General features: G+C 31.7%; 19 protein-coding genes. 15 read left to right on the top strand and 4 right to left on the bottom strand.

The features are described from left to right. Positions 1-334: 334 nt before the first annotated feature. Positions 335-982: a PAQR family membrane homeostasis protein TrhA gene (gene trhA, locus CAB05_RS00785; protein ID WP_087997882.1), complete on the bottom strand. Its 648-nt coding sequence runs from the start codon at positions 980-982 to the stop codon at positions 335-337. Positions 983-1131: 149 nt separating this feature from the next. Between trhA and CAB05_RS00780 the strand changes: the two genes are divergently transcribed. Next, on the top strand, positions 1132-1704 hold the full coding sequence (locus tag CAB05_RS00780) for a DUF1836 domain-containing protein (protein ID WP_087997880.1): 573 nt from the start codon (positions 1132-1134) through the stop codon (positions 1702-1704). Between the two features lie 243 nt (positions 1705-1947). Next, the gene (locus CAB05_RS00775) at positions 1948-2463 is read left to right on the top strand and encodes a methylated-DNA--[protein]-cysteine S-methyltransferase (protein WP_087997878.1); all 516 of its coding nucleotides are present in this window, start codon (positions 1948-1950) and stop codon (positions 2461-2463) included. A gap of 123 nt (positions 2464-2586) precedes the next feature. Here CAB05_RS00775 and CAB05_RS00770 read toward each other — a convergent pair whose 3' ends face one another. Further along, entirely contained in the window at positions 2587-2949 is a 363-nt protein-coding gene (locus tag CAB05_RS00770; RefSeq protein ID WP_087997877.1) for a hypothetical protein, read from the bottom strand. 153 nt (positions 2950-3102) lie between these two features. On the opposite strand from CAB05_RS00770, the gene CAB05_RS00765 reads away from it, so the two are divergent. From CAB05_RS00765 to fabF, 13 genes are all read left to right on the top strand, one after another. Next, entirely contained in the window at positions 3103-3531 is a 429-nt protein-coding gene (locus CAB05_RS00765; protein WP_235821335.1) for a GNAT family N-acetyltransferase, read from the top strand. Between the two features lie 121 nt (positions 3532-3652). Continuing rightward, complete coding sequence (locus CAB05_RS00760) at positions 3653-4843, top strand: DUF445 domain-containing protein (RefSeq protein ID WP_087997874.1); 1191 nt, start codon at positions 3653-3655, stop codon at positions 4841-4843. A 418-nt stretch (positions 4844-5261) separates the two neighbouring features. Beyond that, positions 5262-6776: a glucose-6-phosphate dehydrogenase gene (gene zwf, locus CAB05_RS00755; protein WP_087997873.1), complete on the top strand. Its 1515-nt coding sequence runs from the start codon at positions 5262-5264 to the stop codon at positions 6774-6776. 2 nt (positions 6777-6778) lie between these two features. Then, the gene (gene tkt / locus CAB05_RS00750; protein ID WP_087997871.1) at positions 6779-8773 is read left to right on the top strand and encodes a transketolase; all 1995 of its coding nucleotides are present in this window, start codon (positions 6779-6781) and stop codon (positions 8771-8773) included. 100 nt (positions 8774-8873) lie between these two features. After that, positions 8874-9767, top strand: coding sequence for a phosphogluconate dehydrogenase (NAD(+)-dependent, decarboxylating) (gnd, locus tag CAB05_RS00745; protein ID WP_087997869.1), 894 nt, complete (start codon positions 8874-8876; stop codon positions 9765-9767). Between the two features lie 54 nt (positions 9768-9821). After that, entirely contained in the window at positions 9822-10490 is a 669-nt protein-coding gene (fsa, locus tag CAB05_RS00740; RefSeq protein WP_087997867.1) for a fructose-6-phosphate aldolase, read from the top strand. Positions 10491-10656: 166 nt separating this feature from the next. Then, a complete protein-coding gene (locus CAB05_RS00735) occupies positions 10657-11718 on the top strand; it encodes a lactonase family protein (RefSeq protein WP_087997866.1) in 1062 nt (353 codons plus the stop codon). A gap of 16 nt (positions 11719-11734) precedes the next feature. Next, positions 11735-12055 carry an iron-sulfur cluster biosynthesis family protein gene (locus tag CAB05_RS00730; protein ID WP_087998589.1) on the top strand — a complete coding sequence of 107 codons (321 nt, stop codon included), beginning with the start codon at positions 11735-11737 and terminating at the stop codon, positions 12053-12055. A gap of 240 nt (positions 12056-12295) precedes the next feature. Continuing rightward, the gene (locus tag CAB05_RS00725) at positions 12296-12697 is read left to right on the top strand and encodes a DoxX family protein (RefSeq protein WP_087997865.1); all 402 of its coding nucleotides are present in this window, start codon (positions 12296-12298) and stop codon (positions 12695-12697) included. Between the two features lie 96 nt (positions 12698-12793). After that, a complete protein-coding gene (locus CAB05_RS00720) occupies positions 12794-13237 on the top strand; it encodes a MarR family winged helix-turn-helix transcriptional regulator (RefSeq protein WP_087997863.1) in 444 nt (147 codons plus the stop codon). Between the two features lie 187 nt (positions 13238-13424). Further along, the gene (locus CAB05_RS00715; RefSeq protein WP_235821334.1) at positions 13425-14189 is read left to right on the top strand and encodes an SDR family NAD(P)-dependent oxidoreductase; all 765 of its coding nucleotides are present in this window, start codon (positions 13425-13427) and stop codon (positions 14187-14189) included. A 94-nt stretch (positions 14190-14283) separates the two neighbouring features. Further along, the gene (locus CAB05_RS00710; RefSeq protein WP_188483329.1) at positions 14284-14862 is read left to right on the top strand and encodes a TetR/AcrR family transcriptional regulator; all 579 of its coding nucleotides are present in this window, start codon (positions 14284-14286) and stop codon (positions 14860-14862) included. Positions 14863-14915: 53 nt separating this feature from the next. After that, on the top strand, positions 14916-16151 hold the full coding sequence (gene fabF / locus CAB05_RS00705; RefSeq protein WP_087997860.1) for a beta-ketoacyl-ACP synthase II: 1236 nt from the start codon (positions 14916-14918) through the stop codon (positions 16149-16151). 140 nt (positions 16152-16291) lie between these two features. Here the strand turns inward: fabF and CAB05_RS00700 are convergent, their stop codons facing one another. Continuing rightward, positions 16292-16708, bottom strand: coding sequence for an organic hydroperoxide resistance protein (locus tag CAB05_RS00700; RefSeq protein WP_087997858.1), 417 nt, complete (start codon positions 16706-16708; stop codon positions 16292-16294). 334 nt (positions 16709-17042) lie between these two features. After that, the gene (locus CAB05_RS00695) at positions 17043-18143 is read right to left on the bottom strand and encodes an AbrB family transcriptional regulator (protein WP_087997857.1); all 1101 of its coding nucleotides are present in this window, start codon (positions 18141-18143) and stop codon (positions 17043-17045) included. Positions 18144-18181 lie beyond the last annotated feature (38 nt).

Genomic DNA, 18181 nt, shown 5'->3' with positions numbered 1-18181 from the left:
ATCTAATAATCTTGTATAACTAACGAGAGCGTTAGTTATATAAGTAAGGGCTACATTTTTGTAGCCCTTTTCTATTATCTGTAAAAGTCAGTGTATGTTTTTCCGGAGGATTATGAAAAAGTGATTTTATAATAGTTGATATATTAACATCGCATTCTGGAAGATAATGAAAAATCACAATCAATTAATCATTGTTTACATAAGAAGTAGTGAGTATTTTGATTGGCAGTATGGCATCAATTATTGTAATGATGAACAGAAAAGTATGGGTAATTAAACGAAAAAAATCCTTCTAATTAAGAAGGATTTTTTTTATCCACCGACAGTAGATTCATCAAATAACAAATATATAAACACATAAAAAATGCGCCAAACTACCAAGCATAATAAATATATGAAATATTTCATGGAATCCCCAATTTTTAAATGATAAAAATTTAGGTTTTAGACCATAAATTACACCACCTACTGTATAGAAAATCCCGCCTAAAATGAGTACCGCTAACCCTTTAAAACTAATTGCATCAGCTAGGGGCACTGAAGCGATAATTATTACCCATCCTAAAGCAATATATAATGAAGTAGACAACCATCTTGGGCAGTTAAACCAAATTAACTTAAATAAGATCCCACATAATGCAATAAAGACCACGATTGAAAACATAATCCAACCTGTTAAACCGTTTAAACTAATTAAACAAAAAGGTGCGTACGTACCTGCAATTAATACAAAAATCATAGAGTGATCCATACGTCTTAGGAAGGCAATCACCTTATCGTTCGCTAGTACCATATGATAAGTTGTGGATGCCGCGTATAAGAGAATCATGCTTACACCAAAAACTACAACTGCTGATATATGTAAAACAGTTCCCCCAGTAAAAATGGTTTTGAATAACATTGCAATTAATCCACAAAGTGACAGGACAGCCCCAACTAAATGAGTTAGGGAATTGATTGGTTCACGCATATAATTCTCCATATTTTTCTCCTCCAACTATGTTACGTAGTATTGATAACTACATACTACATTATCACTGATTACATAACGTAGTCAAGTGTTTGAATTGGAAAATTTTTATGTTAAAATATACTTACATATGAAAATAAACGAAATAAACAGAGGTTACTATGATAAAAATTAATGACTTAATAGAAAAACTAGATTTAGATAAAAAAATAGAACTGGAAGATATACCTGAAATTGATCTATATATGGATCAAGTTATTCAACTATTTGATAATAAGTTTGCGAAAACAGATTCAGACGAAAAAATCCTAACCAAAACGATGATTAATAATTATGCTAAAGCAAAGTTACTTTTTCCAATTAAAAATAAGAAGTACACGAAGAAACATATCATTTTAATTAGTTTGATCTATCATTTAAAAGGTGCATTATCAATTAATGACATAAAAGATACATTAAATGGACTTAACAAAAAAATACATGAAGAAGACGATTTAAATATAGATGATTTATATAATAGCTTTTTAGAAATTAACGAAAGAAATGTTACAAACTTCAAAACCGATTTACAATCAAGAGTTAATGATGTTAGTAGTCTTTTAAATGAATCTGACCAGAAAGACTTAGAATATTTTGAGCAATTATTATGTATAGCTTCATTTGTAAATATTAGCAATTTATATAAGAGCGCTGCAGAGAAGTTAGTGGCAGAAATCCAATTTAAAGATAAATGATGCAATAATAAGAACCAGTAGCAAAAGATTGCTATTGGTTTTTTTGATGAAAGATAACAGATTATTATCGATATGTTGCTCTTTCATTCATAGTTTCAACTTCTTAAATGACTTAGAGGTTATAATATAAAGACAGGTTAAAGTAATTGATTGGAATGGATGATTTCGAAATTTTGGAAGTTAAATGCGGACTGTTAAAAAAGATTCAATCAATTTCTTAATGAGCATTAGGAGGTTAACAAAATGAATCATAAAATTTACTGGACATTATTGACACATAGAGACTGGAAAATATATATAGCGGCAACAGAAGCAGGATTATGTTTTGTTGGGTCTTTAAATCAATCCTTTGATGAACTGAAAGAATGGGCAAAAAAGCGTTTTAGCAACGTAGAATTGATTGAGAATAATGGTGTTTTACAAAGCTATTCAGAAGAAATTATAGAATTTTTAAAAGGGGATCGACAACAATTTTCAATTCCAATGGACTTTCAAGGTACACAATTTCAACTGGAAGTATGGAACGCTTTAAACAACATTCAATATGGTGAGACAAAAACATACAAAGATATAGCCGATATGATCAACAATCCAAAAGCAGTTCGTGCAGTTGGAACTGCAATCGGTAAAAATCCATTATTGATTATGATTCCATGTCATCGTGTAATTGGTAAGAATGGTACACTTACCGGCTATCGAGGTGGATTAGCTATGAAGAAGATGCTCTTAAAAATGGAACAACAATATAAATCTGTTTAAATATGTTCCTTAGAAGTAAATTGAAATTTTAGCATAAAAACCTTATCTAAAATAACTTATTAATCTTCATATGAAAAGAGTCAACAAACAAAAACAGACCAATATACTCTAGGTCTGTTTTTGTTATCTTTCCCAAATCTGCTTTTTTTGATAATTGTTCCCTAATATCACTACTTTATTTATATCTTTATAATTTCCATTTATACTAATTTTTCCATCTTTAATCGATTTACCATATTCATTAACTAGGGCTCCTCGGAATTTGAGATAAACAATATGATCTTTATAAGTTTTGTCTATGCCACTAATCATGATTCCGCTCTTAGGGTTTGATGCATGAAGATTAATTACATTCTCAGAAACTTCAACTTTATTAATCAATAAAAAATTTGTATCTTGAGTGATGCCCCGGAAAAAATTGAAATAGATAAAAATTGATAAAATGAATATAACAGATGCAATGATATAAATTATTTTTCTACCCATTTTTCAAACCCTTTCTATCCGCAGAATATTAAATTGATACATTCTATTAATTTATAGAAAATCCTTTCTTAAAATCACTAAAATTTGGTATTTTTAAGTTAGACATATTTTAATTTCTTACTTATAACATTTTTAGAATGGAGTTGTATCATGATGCCGGAAGTAAAGATTATGCAAAGTGATGAAGAAATCATGCTTACTTTTCATACAGTTAAACAACTAAGACCTCACTTAAATCAAACTGAATACGTTACTAAAATCAGACGCTTAATGGAAAGACATGATTATACATTAATAGCGGTCGTTGATGAACATGAAGTAATGGCTGTGGCAGGTTATAGATTAACTGAATCATTAGCATGGGATCAATACTTATATGTTGATGATTTAATTACAAACGAAAGCAGCCGTAAAAATGGATATGCTCAATTATTATGGAATTGGTTAATTGAAGAAGCATCGAAAAAAGGATGTAAACAATTCCATTTAGATTCAGGTGTAAATAGATTTGATGCACACCGTTTTTACCTTAAGAATGGTTTAGATATTACATGTCATCATTTTCAAAAGAATATTGAATGATTAGTTATTTTAAGCAATTTTTATATATTCTGCATACAGTCATAACGATTTTCCCTAAATTTAGTATTGTCATCAATCAGTGATATACTAATTTCAAACAGCAATAGGAGGCAATAAAGAAATGGTTGAAAAAAATTCAAAACGGCTTGCAAATCTATCTTTGTTGGTTGCATCAACTGGATTTGTCGCAACAATGCCGTTTCAAGCAAAATTCATTCAAATATTATCAGGAGGGTTTGAAGCTGCACTAGTAGGGGGACTTGCCGATTGGTTCGCTGTTACAGCAATGTTTAGACACCCACTTAATATACCGATCCCACATACAGCTTTACTTCCTAAAAATAGAGCTAAAATTACTGAAGGTATTTTGTCTTCACTGAATAATCAATGGCTTAGTAAAGAAAGTTTAATTGAAAAAGTAAATGAACAAAAATGGATTGAAAAAGGTGTAGATTCTTTTGAAAATATGCTAAATGATGAAGAGTCTAAAGAAAAAATCATATCTTCCATACAAGAATTTGGCTCTTCAATTCAAAAGAAATCAATAGAAAAAATCATTCAAGATTCATTACATACAACCCTTAAATCTATATCAAGCGAAAAAATTTGGAGCAATGTGATCGATAAGATTTTCCAGAACGAGTGGGATGAAAAAACATATGAATTTTTAATTGATAAAATTGAAGATTATGTAAAAATGCCACATATAAAAGAACTGATTGGAAGAGAAATCATTCAATTTATTGAAAGAAAATTCTTTATGATTAAAGCTTTTCTACCAATGATTGGCGAAGAAAAGATTATTGAATTTATTCATAATGGATTACTTGATTTATTAATTGAATTAAAAAATCCAGAAAGTGATCGACGTAAAACAATCCTTTCATTTATTCGAATTGAAGCTGAGAAAAGTAAAACAAATGAAAATGTTATAAGACAATTAGATGAATGGAAAAATAGTGGGGCTACCTATGCAATACAAGAAGTTACAAATTGGATTCAAAATAAATTAGCGGATCGTACATATATTTTGAATACATTGCTCCGTTTACTTGATTTTATTAAAAAATCTGGTTGGGTAAATAAAATAGACATTAGCTTTAAAAAAATCTTATATCAATTAATTGAAAAATATCACTATAAAATTGGCGAACTAGTCCGAATGAATATAGAAAAATTATCTACAGAAGAAATTACAGATTTATTAGAAAACAAGATCGGAAAAGATATTACTTGGATTCGTGTAAATGGAGCAGTATGTGGGTTTTTAATTGGGATTATTTTATCTACAATTCAAATCATCTTCAAATGACCTTCTAGTGAGACATTTGGTCGAAGTACTTTATTTTAAACCAAATCATTTTAAAGCCTAGGGTAACTTTACATAGTTATTCAAGGCTTTTTTGATATATGTCGAAAAAATTTTAACCAAATTCTTGAATTTTAAGCATTTTATTGGTAACTAAAATTTTTTTCTTGTATTATAGTGAGTGTGAAAAAATATTTTTCGAGAATAAATGACAAATACCTTTCTCAAAGATATATATTTACATTGAAATCCTTCTGACTAAATTAAACGGATCAACCCTTCATTAAAATAGGATTTTTCAGTACTTTTAATCAAAGAATTTCAGATACATTTTACAATTTAATATACAACCGAACTTTTTATGTCTTTAAAAAGATAATAGATAAATAGATTAAAAGGTTCGAACTTAGGGGGTTTAGTAATGGATTCTATGTCATTTGTATTATTTGGAGGTACAGGTGATTTAGCAAAACGAAAAATTTATCCTGCTTTATATAATTTATTTATTGATCAGAAAATGCCAAAATCATTTTCAATAATTGGACTCGGTCGAAAAGAGATTTCAGATAAAGAGTTTCAGCTACAAGTGAAACAATCACTTCAGACATTTTCTAGACGTGCATTAGAAAGTGACGAAAAAACTCAGGCTTTTCTCGAATCAATCCGTTATCATCAATTAGATATTACAAAAAAAGAAGGATTTCTTGATTTGTTAAACCTTGTGAAAAAACGCGAACTTGAATTAAATATTCCAGAAAACAGATTATTTTACTTATCTGTAGCCCCTGAATTATTTGAAACAATCGCATTTAACATTAAAGATAGTGGCTTAGGCACTACTAAAGGATGGAAACGTCTAATTATCGAAAAACCGTTTGGACGAGACCTTAAATCTGCAAGAGATTTAAATGAGAAATTAAGTAAATCTTTTAACGAAGATGAAATATATAGAATTGACCATTACTTAGGTAAACCAATGGTTCAAAATTTAGAAGCTTTAGAATTAGCGAACCCAGTCCTTCAGGCATTGTGGAATAATCAATTTATTGCAAATGTCCAAATCACTGCAAGTGAAACTGTTGGGGTGGAAGAAAGAGCTGGTTATTATGATAATGCCGGTGCAATTCGTGATATGTTCCAAAATCATATGCTTCAGTTATTAATGATGACTGCAATGCACTTACCAAAAAATGTTACAACAGATGAAGTGCGTACAGAAAAACGTAAAGTTTTAGAAGCACTTAGACCGATGACAAAAGATGAAGTCACATCTCATGTTGTTCGTGGTCAATATGCAGCAGGGGAACAAAATGGTAAAAAGCTTTTAGGATACAAACAAGAGCCTGGAATTGACATTTCATCTCAGAATGATACGTTTGTAGCTGCTCGATTATGGATTGATAACTCATTTTGGAAGGGTATACCATTTTATATTCGTACAGGTAAACGTTTAAAAGAAAAATCGACGCGTATTGTGTTTGAATTTAAAAACCCAATGCAAGATGATCTATATAAAAAGAGAAATGAATTAGTTGGACCAAATCTTTTAGTAATTGAGATTAATCCAAGCGAAAGAGTTTCCTTCTATTTAAATAGCAAAAACATTGATGGGAAAATTGAACCTGTTCGTGCAGATTATTTAGCAAATGCCGCTGACCAACCAGAAGCTTACGAATTACTAGTACATGATGCAATTCGCGGAGATGCGAAGTTTTTTGCACACTGGAAAGAAGTAGAATTAGCTTGGCAATTTGTCCAACCAATTCTAGAGGCATTTGAAGAAAATTTAACACCACTTCATTCATATAAAGCTGGTTTATTTGGCCCCGATGCATCTAGTCAATTATTGGCCGAAGATGGATTTAAATGGTGGCTTGACTCGGATTCAGAAGAATCTGATCTTAGTGAAAATAAGAAACTAAAAAGGAGTATCTAAAAATGAATACAACTATTGATACTTTAGCAATTAACACAATTCGAACATTATCAATCGATGCGATTAACGCAGCAAACTCAGGACACCCTGGACTACCTATGGGTGCAGCACCAATGGCATATGCTCTTTGGGCAAACCATTTAAAACACAATCCAAAGAGTTCTAAATGGTTTGACCGCGACCGTTTCGTACTTTCAGCAGGACATGGTTCTAGTATGTTATACAGCTTGCTACACGTAGCAGGTTATGATGTATCGATCCAAGATTTAAAAGACTTCCGTAAACTAAATAGTAAAACACCTGGTCATCCTGAATTTGGACATACTGATGGTGTTGAAGCTACAACAGGTCCATTAGGACAAGGTATTGCAACAGCTGTTGGTATGGCAATGGCAGAAGCTCATTTAGCTGCTAAATTTAACAAGGATAGCCATTCAATTATTGATCATCATACTTATGCACTAGTTGGTGATGGGGATTTAATGGAAGGTGTTGCTTATGAAGCAATGTCACTTGCGGGTCATATGAAGCTTGGTAAATTAGTAGTGCTTTATGATTCAAATGATATTTCTTTAGATGGTACATTAAATCTTTCTTACTCAGAAGATATGCAAAAAAGAGCAGAATCATTTAATTGGCACTACTTACGTGTTGAGAATGGTAACGATCAAGAAGAGATTTCAAAAGCAATTGAGCTTGCGAAACAAAACACTAGTCAACCAACTATTATTGAAATCAGAACGATTATCGGTTTCGGTAGTCCAAAAGTTGCTGGTACTAATAAAGCACATGGTGCTCCACTTGGTATCGAAGAAGCGAAAGAAACGAAGAAAGCTTATGGATGGAACTATGATGAAGATTTTTATGTTCCAGAAGAAGTTAAACAGCATTTTAGCGAGATACAAATTAAAGGTAGTCAGTTAGAATCTGAATGGAATCAATTATTTAATCAATATCGTGAGGCTTATCCAGAATTAGCTACTGAATTAGAGAAAGCAATTAATGGAGAAGTTTTGATCGATGCTGATGGAATATTAACGTTTGATCCTCAAAAAACGGTTTCTACACGTGTAGCAAGTGGTGAAGCAATTAATCACTACATAAAATCAGTACCTGAAATTTTTGGAGGAAGCGCAGACTTATCTCACTCTACTATGACAGATATTAAAGATGAGAGTAAATTTGCTGTTGAATCTTATGCAGGTCGCAATATTTACTTTGGTGTTCGTGAGCATGCAATGGGTGCAGCTGCAAATGGTATGGCTTTACATGGCGCTGTAAAACCTTTCGTAAGTACATTCTTTGTATTTAATGATTATTTACGTCCATCAATTCGTTTAGCAGCATTACAAAAATTACCTGTAACGTATGTATTTACGCATGATTCAATTGCAGTTGGAGAAGATGGTCCAACACATGAGCCTGTTGAACATTTAGCAGCATTACGTGCAATCCCAGGTTTAACAGTCATTCGTCCATCGGATGCAAATGAAACATCAAATGCATGGGCATATGCATTACAAAATACTGAAGGACCAATCGCATTAGTCTTAAGTCGTCAAAACTTACCAGTATTTGAAGAAACAGCTAAAAATATTGATAATCTTTCAAAAGGTGCTTATGTTTTAACTGAAACAAATAACAAACCTGACTTAATTTTAATTGCAACAGGTTCAGAAGTAGCACTTGCAGTTGATAGCAAAACTGAGTTAGAAAAAGAAAATATATCAGTTAGAATCGTTGCAATGCCAAGTTGGGAATTATTTGAAAAACAATCTGATGAATATAAAGAATCTGTACTTCCTTCAGACAATACAAATCGTATTTCAATTGAAATGGGAATTTCTCTAGGATGGGAACGATTTGTTGGTTTCAAAGGCAAAAAAATCTCAATTGAAACATTTGGTGCATCAGGTACTGGAAATGAAGTAATGGAACTATTTGGTTTCAGTACAAAAAATGTTGTAAATATTAGTAAAAGTTTATTAAATTCTTGATCTAATGCAATCAAAAAAGTATTTTGATACTTTTGTCATAAAATTATTTACTTAGAGAAAAACATATATAGATACATGGATGATTTAGGAGGATATCGTAATGAAAGTAGGATTAGTTGGATTAGGGAAAATGGGTTTAAACTTAGGTCAAAATTTAATGGACAACAACCATGAAGTCGTTGCTTTTGACGTAAATGCTAGTGCTGTAGAAGAAATGAATAAACTTGGTGCTACAGGCGTAACAAGCTTAGAGGATTTAGTGAAAAATTTAGATACTCCAAGAATTCTTTGGATCATGGTTCCACATGCTGTAGTTGATTCAGTTATTAATGAAGTAAAACCTTTCTTAAGTGAAGGCGATATTGTGATTGAAGCTGGTAACTCTCATTATAAAGAATCAATCAGACGTTACGATGAATTAAAAGAATTCGGTATCCGTTTCATGGATGCAGGTACTTCAGGCGGTATGGAAGGAGCTCGTAATGGTGCTTGCTATATGATTGGTGGAGATCAAGATGCTTGGGATATCGTAGAACCAATCTTCAAAGATACTGCTGTAGAAAATGGTTACTTATATGCTGGTAAAGTTGGAAGTGGTCATTTCTTAAAAATGGTTCATAACGGAATTGAATACGGAATGATGGCTGCAATCGGTGAAGGTTTTGAAGTATTAGAGAAAAGTGACTTCGACTACGATTATGAAAAAGTAGCGAAAGTTTGGAACAATGGTTCAGTTATTCGTTCATGGTTAATGGAATTAACTGAAAATGCATTCTCTAAAGATGCTAAGTTAGATGAGATTAGAGGGGTTATGCATTCTTCAGGTGAAGGTAAATGGACAATTGAAACTGCATTAGATTTACAAGCAGCTACTCCAGTTATTGCAATGTCATTATTAATGCGTTACCGTTCATTAGACAATGATACATTCACTGGTAAAGTTGTTGCAGCTCTTCGTAATGAATTTGGTGGCCACGCAGTTGAAAAGAAATAAATAAGCGTTACAATATAAATATAAAAAATAATTATTTTTTGGAGGAAGACAAACATGAAATTTTTTATCGATACAGCTAACGTAGTTGATATTCAAAAAGCTTATAAAATGGGCGTATTATCTGGAGTTACAACAAACCCTTCATTAGTAGCAAAAGAAGGCGTGAAATTTGAAGATCGAATTGAAGAAATTTTAAAATTAGTTCCGGAAGTAGAATCAGTATCTGCTGAGGTTACACCGCATGCTGTATCTGCTGAAGAAATGATGGCTGAAGCAGATGAATTAATCAAAATTAACGGTGGAGATAAAAACATCACAATCAAACTTCCGATGACACTTGCTGGATTAGAAGCTTGCCGTTACTTAACTAAAAAAGGTGTAAAAACAAACGTTACATTAATTTTCACTGTAAACCAAGCATTATTAGCTGCTAGAGCTGGTGCAACTTACGTATCTCCATTCTTAGGTCGCTTAGACGATATCTCTGAAGATGGTGTATTATTAGTTGCTAAAATTGCTGAGTTATTCCGTGTTCATAACTTAGATACTCAAATCATCGCAGCATCAGTACGTCACCCAGATCACGTTACTCGTGTTGCATTGGCAGGTGCACATATCGCTACAATTCCATATAGCGTAATTGAGCAACTTTCTAAACACCCATTAACTGATCAAGGAATTGAAAAATTCGCTGCAGATTGGGAAAAAGCACCTAAACTTTAATCGCAAAGCTTACTAAGCTGATTAAGTAACAAATAAATAAATCAATTATAAAAGACCCCCTTTGTCTGTGATACTGTTTTAGGCTGTAGCTATGATTAAGGGGGTTTTTAAAATAGATTAACCATTTCCATAAAATGAAAATACAACATTTTGAGGAGGAGTAGAAATGCAAACAACTAACAGTAAATTTCTAGGTTATATTGGGACCTATACTAAAGGGGAAAGTAAAGGGATTTATCGTTTTACACTCGATACGAACGCAGAAAGAATTATAGATGTTGCACCAGTCGCTACATTGGAAAATCCTACATATGTAACAATAAGTAAAGACAATAAAAACCTTTATTCAGTCGTGAAAGAAGGAGATAAAGGTGGCGTAACTGCATTTTCAATTCATGAGGATAGCGGGGATCTTGTAAAAATTAATTCACAATTCTCAGAAGGCGCATCTCCATGTCATGTAAGCGTTAATGAAGAAAATCATGTTGTCGTAACAGCTAACTACCACAAAGGTACAATTGAATCCTTTGAAGTTAACGGACATGTAAATCCAGTTACTTCAACAATGCAGCATATTGGTACTGGACCTAATCAATCAAGACAAGAAAAACCACATGCTCATTATTCAGGATTTTCACCAGATGAAAAATTTGTACTTGCGGTAGACTTAGGAACAGATGAAATTAATACATACAAATTAGATAACAGTACTTTAACAAAATCTACTACTTTAAACGTAAAACCAGGAAGTGGCCCAAGACATTTAACATTCCATCCAAATGGTCAATATGCTTATGTAATGACTGAGTTAAGTTCAGAAGTAATTGTATTATCATATAACAAGGAAGACGGTAGCTTTACTGAACTACAATATATTTCGACTATACCAACTGATTTCACTGAAAATAACCAAGGTAGCGCTATTCATATTTCAAATGATGGCCAATTTGTCTATGCAGGAAACCGTGGACATAATAGTATAGCTGTGTTTAGTGTAAATCAAGACAATGGTAAGCTAGAATTAGTTGAAATTGTTTCATCAGAAGGGAACTGGCCACGTGATTTTGTATTAGATCCTACTGAAAATTATGTTATTGCTTCAAATGAAATCTCTGGCAATCTTGTACTTTTTACTAGGGATCAGCACACAGGAAAATTAACAGTCATTCATTCAGATGTACTTGTACCAGAACCTGTTTGTGTAAAATTCCTTCATGTTACTAAATAATAAGGCAGGTTATAAAATGGATTTTAAAATTACTGATTCTGCAAAAGAAAAGTTAAAGAATATAGAAGACCATCAAATATTATTATTAGAATTTGATCGTGGTAGTTGTGACGTTGTAAATAACATTTATCAAATCCAAGTGATCAATAAAAGACCATGCGGACCTAATGAAAAATTAATCACGGGTGACGGTATTGAATTTATGGTTAACTTACATTTTGAAGATGTTTACGAAAATCAGTTAGTCATTGATTATGTAAATGGTTCTTTTGTATTCAAAAATAAAAACCAGATATTCAACAATAGAATAGGGCTACATGTAATAAGAGAAAATTGAGATGAACGTTTTGTTCATCTTTTTTATTTTTTTCAATAACTCTGTTGACAAAGAGATAAATTTAGATTAATATTATCTCGAAGTAAAGATAAATTGAGTGAGGTGAAAATTAATAAAATAGATGAAACTTATATTGTGCAATCATAATTAAGAAGTAGTGGTTTCAAATTTTTTTTAACACGTTATCTCGAATTAGAGATACTTTAATTAAAACTAAAACAAAAGAGGAGAATGAAAATTATGTTAGTAGGTTTAGGATTATTAATCATCCGTTTAGTGATAGGGGTTTCTTTTATTGGTCACGGTGCACAGAAATTATTTGGAATGTTTGGTGGGTATGGTTTAAAAGGTACTGGTCAATGGATGGATTCGATTGGCTTAAAACCAGGGGTACAAATGGCATTTTTCGCTGGGGTAAGTGAATTAATAGGTGGTATTTTATTTGCAACAGGTTTATTAACACCATTAGCATCATTATTAATTGCTGGTGCAATGTTCGTAGCGATTGTAAAAGTGCATGGTCCAAACGGTTTTTGGTCAACTCAAAATGGATATGAATTAAACTTAATTATTTTAGCAGTTGTAATTGGGGTAGCTCTAACAGGTCCTGGTTCTTATGCAATTGATGCTTTGATTTTTTAATCGCAGAGCAGCAAAAATCCCATTCTTATTGACTTTACAATGAAAATATTTTAAAATAATCTCGAATTAAAGATTTTGTAATGAGAGGTGAAATATATGTTGAATGATCAGTATAATCAAAGCCGATCGCTACAATTATTCTCTGAGATTTGTAAAACAAATAGATATATAACAGATGCTGCTATTGAACATATTAAGTTATTTGGTTTGAATTTAACAGAATTTGCAGTTTTAGAATTACTCTTTCATAAAGGTGATACTCCAATTCAACATATTGGTAAAAGAATATTAATTTCAAGTGGAAATATGACATATGTTCTTGATAAATTAGAGGCCAAGGGATTTATAAAACGATTGCCTTGTCCAAAAGATCGAAGAGTAACTTACGCAGTTTTAACTGATGAAGGTCGTCATTTAATTAGTTCCATTTTCCCTGAGCATGAACAAATGATTGATCAATTGTTTTCTCATATCAATAAGACAGAAAAAGAAATGCTCATATATCTATTGAAAAAAATGGGACTGAACCAGGATATTTAAGTTCACTTAGAAATGAAATTTCATAAACAAAAAATGATATATTCGAACTAATTAGTCTGTATTATAAAAACTGCCTTCTGGCAGTTTTTTTGTTTAATAGCGTATATTAAGTATAATGAATTGATATCAAGAAGACTGTTTAATTTTTTTGTACTAGCGTGAACAAAACTAATAGAAACAAAGATAGATGAAAGGATTTGAAACGATGACAGCTAAATTTATTGATAAAGTAGTTATTATCACTGGTGGCGCAAATGGTATAGGCGAAGGGATTGCAAAAGCGTTCGGACAACAAGGTGCGATTGTTTGTATCGCCGATCTTGATGTTGAAAAAGGGAAGTATGTACAACAACAAATAGAAATGGATGGGGGAAAAGCTTCATTTTTTAATACGAATGTTAAGCAAGAAGAAGATCTAAAAAATCTCATCAAATATGTTATGAATACATATGGGAAGATTGATATTTTAATTAATAATGCAGGAATCGCTATGTTCAAACCATTATTTGAATTAAGTACCCAAGAATTTGATGATGTAATACATACAAACTTAAGAAGTGTATTTATTGCTTCCAGAGAGGCCGCAAAAGTAATGACTAATGGAGGTAGTATTATTAATATGGCATCTACAAGAGCAATAATGTCTGAACCAAACTCAGAGTCTTATGCTGCTTCAAAAGGTGGAATTGTATCACTAACTCATTCCTTAGCCGCTTCACTTCAGACCAATAATATTACAGTGAATTGTATCAGTCCAGGTTGGATAGAGTTTAATAATTATGATGACTTAAAAGAAAAAGATCATGTACAACATTGGTCTAATCGTGTTGGAAAACCCGAAGACATTGCAAAAGCATGTCTATATTTAGCAGATCCCGATAACAATTTTATAAATGGTCAAAATATCATCGTTGATGGTGGTATGACACGAAAAATGATTTATGAAGAATAGTCTTAATGGACAAGTCAGTTGACAAACCAAATAGAAAATTGTTTAATAAAAAAGACCGATTGTTCTTTTTTTAAAAAGAAAGAGGTGAATGCATGTGAACAAAGGTGAACGAACAAAGAATTATATAATTGAACAATCATCTTCTCTTTTTAATATGCAAGGGTATAAAACAACCTCTATTTCAGACATCATGAATGCTACCGGTTTAAAAAAAGGTGGAATCTATAATCATTTTGAAAACAAGGAATCTTTGGCTGAAGCTTCATTTTTACACTCAATGAATACATTAAAGGAACATTATATTCATGCGGTGTCTGAAAAAAATACTGCATGTGAACAATTTGATGAATTTATTAATGTATTTAGCACATTATTACACGATCAATTCATCCGAGGTGGATGCCCTTTAATGAATGCTGCGATTGAAGCAGATGATTCAATGATTGAATTTGAAGATACAATTAAAGATGGATTTAATGGGTTAATCCAGTTAATTACAAACATTATTCAACAAGGACAAGTTCGTAATGAAATTAATAAAGATATTCATCCAGAAGAAATGGCGGTCTTTATTCTTTCTTCATTAGAAGGTTCGTTAGCCTTAAGTCGATTAAACAGAGACAAGAAGTATTTGGATATGATTATTAAGCAGTTAAAAAAGATGTTATTTTAATTACTATTAACTATTCTTTATTTATCATATTTTGTATTTGAAGGAGGATTCATATGAGCAAAAGAGTCGTAGTTACTGGTTATGGAGTTGTTTCACCTTTAGGTAATGATGTGGACACTTTATGGGATCATATTAAAGCATCAAAATCAGGTATTAATAAAGTTGAATTTGAAGGATATGAAGACATTAATACAAAAATTGGTGGAGCTATCAAAGATTTCTCACCCGAAAATTACTTTGAAAAGAAGGAATTAGGAAAATACGATAAATTTGTACAATATGCATATGCAGCATCTAGACAAGCTTTAGATCAGGCAAATTTAGATATCGAAAAACTAGATCCTAATAGATTAGGTATTTTTATTGGTTCAGGTATCGGTGGTATTGATACTGTATTAGAAAATCATCAAACACTTTTGGATAAAGGACCTAGAAAAGTATCACCGTTTATGGTACCTATGATGATTATCAACATGGCTGTAGGGATTATTTCTATTAAAACTGGTTTTAAAGGTACAAGCTTTTCTCCAGTTTCTGCTTGTGCAACTGGTAATCACGCAATTGGAGAAGCTTTTTTAAATATTCGTCATGGTTACTCAGATGCTATTTTAGCAGGGGGATCAGAAGCATCGATTAATCCATTAGCTTATGCAGGATTTTCAAGAATGAGAGCAATGTCAACAAATAATGATGAACCAATGAAAGCTAGTCGACCTTTTGATAAAAATCGAGACGGCTTTGTCATGTCTGAAGGCTCCGGTATTTTGTTATTAGAAGAATATGAGCATGCTAAAAAAAGAGGAGCAACCATTCTAGGAGAAATCGTTGGATATGGTTCAACAACTGATGCTTTCCATATTACGTCACCTGATTTTCACGGTGCAGAACGCGCAATGAAGCTAGCGTTAGAATTAGCTCAAATTGACCCAACTAAGATAGATTATATCAACGCACATGGAACGAGTACCCCTGAAGGAGATAAATCAGAAACAAAAGCAATTAAGAGTGTGTTTGGTGAACATGCATATCATCTAAAAGTAAGCTCAACAAAGTCGATGACTGGCCATCTGTTTGGTGCAGCTGGGGGAATAGAAGCAATTATTACCCTAAAGAGCATACTGGAAAATATCATTCCACCGACGATCAATTATGAGTTTCCAGATGAGGAATGTGATCTAGACTATGTACCAAATAAAGTTATACAAGCTGAAGTAAACTATGCAATTTCAAATGGCTTCGGTTTTGGTGGACATAATGCTGTACTTGTTTTTAAAAAGTTTGATCAATAAATTTTTATAACTCCTCTTATTATGATCTGAAAAAATAAGAATACAAATATAATTTATTTGGCAAAAAGAGGGTTCATATTGAATATAAAAAAGACTGTTAATATGTATTAACAGTCTTTTTACGTACTTACAAACTTTCATTATTCAACCGAAACCTTTAATTTTACATCAACATTATTTCGTAAAGCTTTTGAATATGGACAAAAACCATGTGCTTCTTTGACTAGCTCCACAGCAACATCTTGAGGCACACCTTTAATATGCGCGTTTAATGTAACAGCTAAAGAAAAAGGACTTTCTGTTTCATCTTTTAATAGACTAACTTCTGCAGTGATTGATGATTCAATTTTATGCTTATTTTTCTTCGCAATGAAATTGAGAGCCCCATCAAAACATGCAGAGTATCCAGCGGCAAATAATTGTTCTGGGTTTGAACCAGTTTTCTTATTTAGAGCTGATGGCGTTGTAAGCTGTAAATCAATTAATCCATCTTCAGATTTCACATGTCCTTCACGACCACCGGAAGTTGTGGCTTTTGATGTAAATAATACAACCATTTATTTTCACCTCATCTAAAAATATGTAAAAGTGCATAACAATATTATTGTTTTATGTTGTATAAACTATACTTATGAATTAATTTGAATCAGTTTCTTCGTAATAAATCGTTTTTATTTAAAAATGATAAAAACGATGGAGAATTTCCCTTAAGCATATTAAAAAGGGAAGACTTATCTTTAAAAAGTGAGAGTTCAAGAAGTAATAGGAGATTCCACCTTATTATTAAAATAGAATATATATTTAAATTGAATCAGAATATCAATGTTTGCAAAAAAGGGGCGTATTATTGACGCCCCTTTACACATTAAACTTCAACTCTGCTTTTATCAATTACATTTTATCTGCAACTCTCACATTCATACGATTAAAGATAAACTTTAATAAATAAGGAACTGCAATAAAAATAAATAATGTTCTAAATAGTTGATAACACATTATAACTGACATATCACCGTGTGCTTCTTTTGCAATGATCGCCATTTGATCCATTCCACCAGGAGAAAGACTTAGCATAGAAGTGACAGTATTCATAGAATGTAAATGCGTTAATAAAATGCTTAATCCAAAGGAAAATGACAATAAGACAATACCACTACCAATTGCTAAAATTGATATTTTTAATTTATTTTTCATATTTTCAGGTTTCAGTAAAAGCCCAATATATCCACCTATCATTAATTGAGAACAATAAAGAATGAATGATGGGAGAGAATGACCATGAATTCCTGATAAATTTAATATGATAGTAGCAAGCATTGGTCCCAATAAAAAAGCAGTAGGAAAATTAATACGTTTACCTAAAATTGCAAAAAGAGTACAAACAACTGCAAATACAATAATATTTGGAAATAAATCACTTAGGTTAGCAGAATTTTGAACGGTGCTAGTAAGAGAACTATCTCTATGAATATCAAATAAAGGGCTAAATATAAATAAAGGGACTGTAAAGATAATCATCATTAATCTAGATATTTGTAGAAACGTTACAATCGTAATATCAACATCTTCTAATTCTTCAGCCAAAGTTATCATCTGACTTAATCCACCTGGTATACTACCTATTAAAATGGTTGGAAATGGTATACCCGATAGCTTTGAAATGACGATTGATATGATCAATGTAAAAAGTAATAAAAGGAGAGTCATTAAAATCATAGAAGTTATCTGTTGACCAATTTGAACAAAAGTGGCACTAGTAAAAGAAAGTCCGATTGTATATCCTACGATAATCATTGCCGAATCTCGAAGTTTACTTGGCCAATAAAGTTTTTCTTTGAAAAATTTTGCCCAGATAAAAACAAAAAACATCGGACCAAGTAGCCACGGAATAGGGAGATGTATCAATTTAAATAATAAACCACCAATGATCGCAATCATGAATGTAGCTAAAAATAGCGTCCATTTTCTTTGAAATAATGTTTGTACAATCATAAGAATCACTTCTTTTCATTTTATTAAATTTTAATGTT

The sequence above is a fragment of the Gottfriedia solisilvae genome (assembly GCF_002128405.1).
Lineage (GTDB): Bacteria > Bacillota > Bacilli > Bacillales > Bacillaceae_G > Gottfriedia > Gottfriedia solisilvae.
Note: the sequence above shows the minus strand (reverse complement) of the source record. Positions and strands in the feature narration are given on the sequence as shown.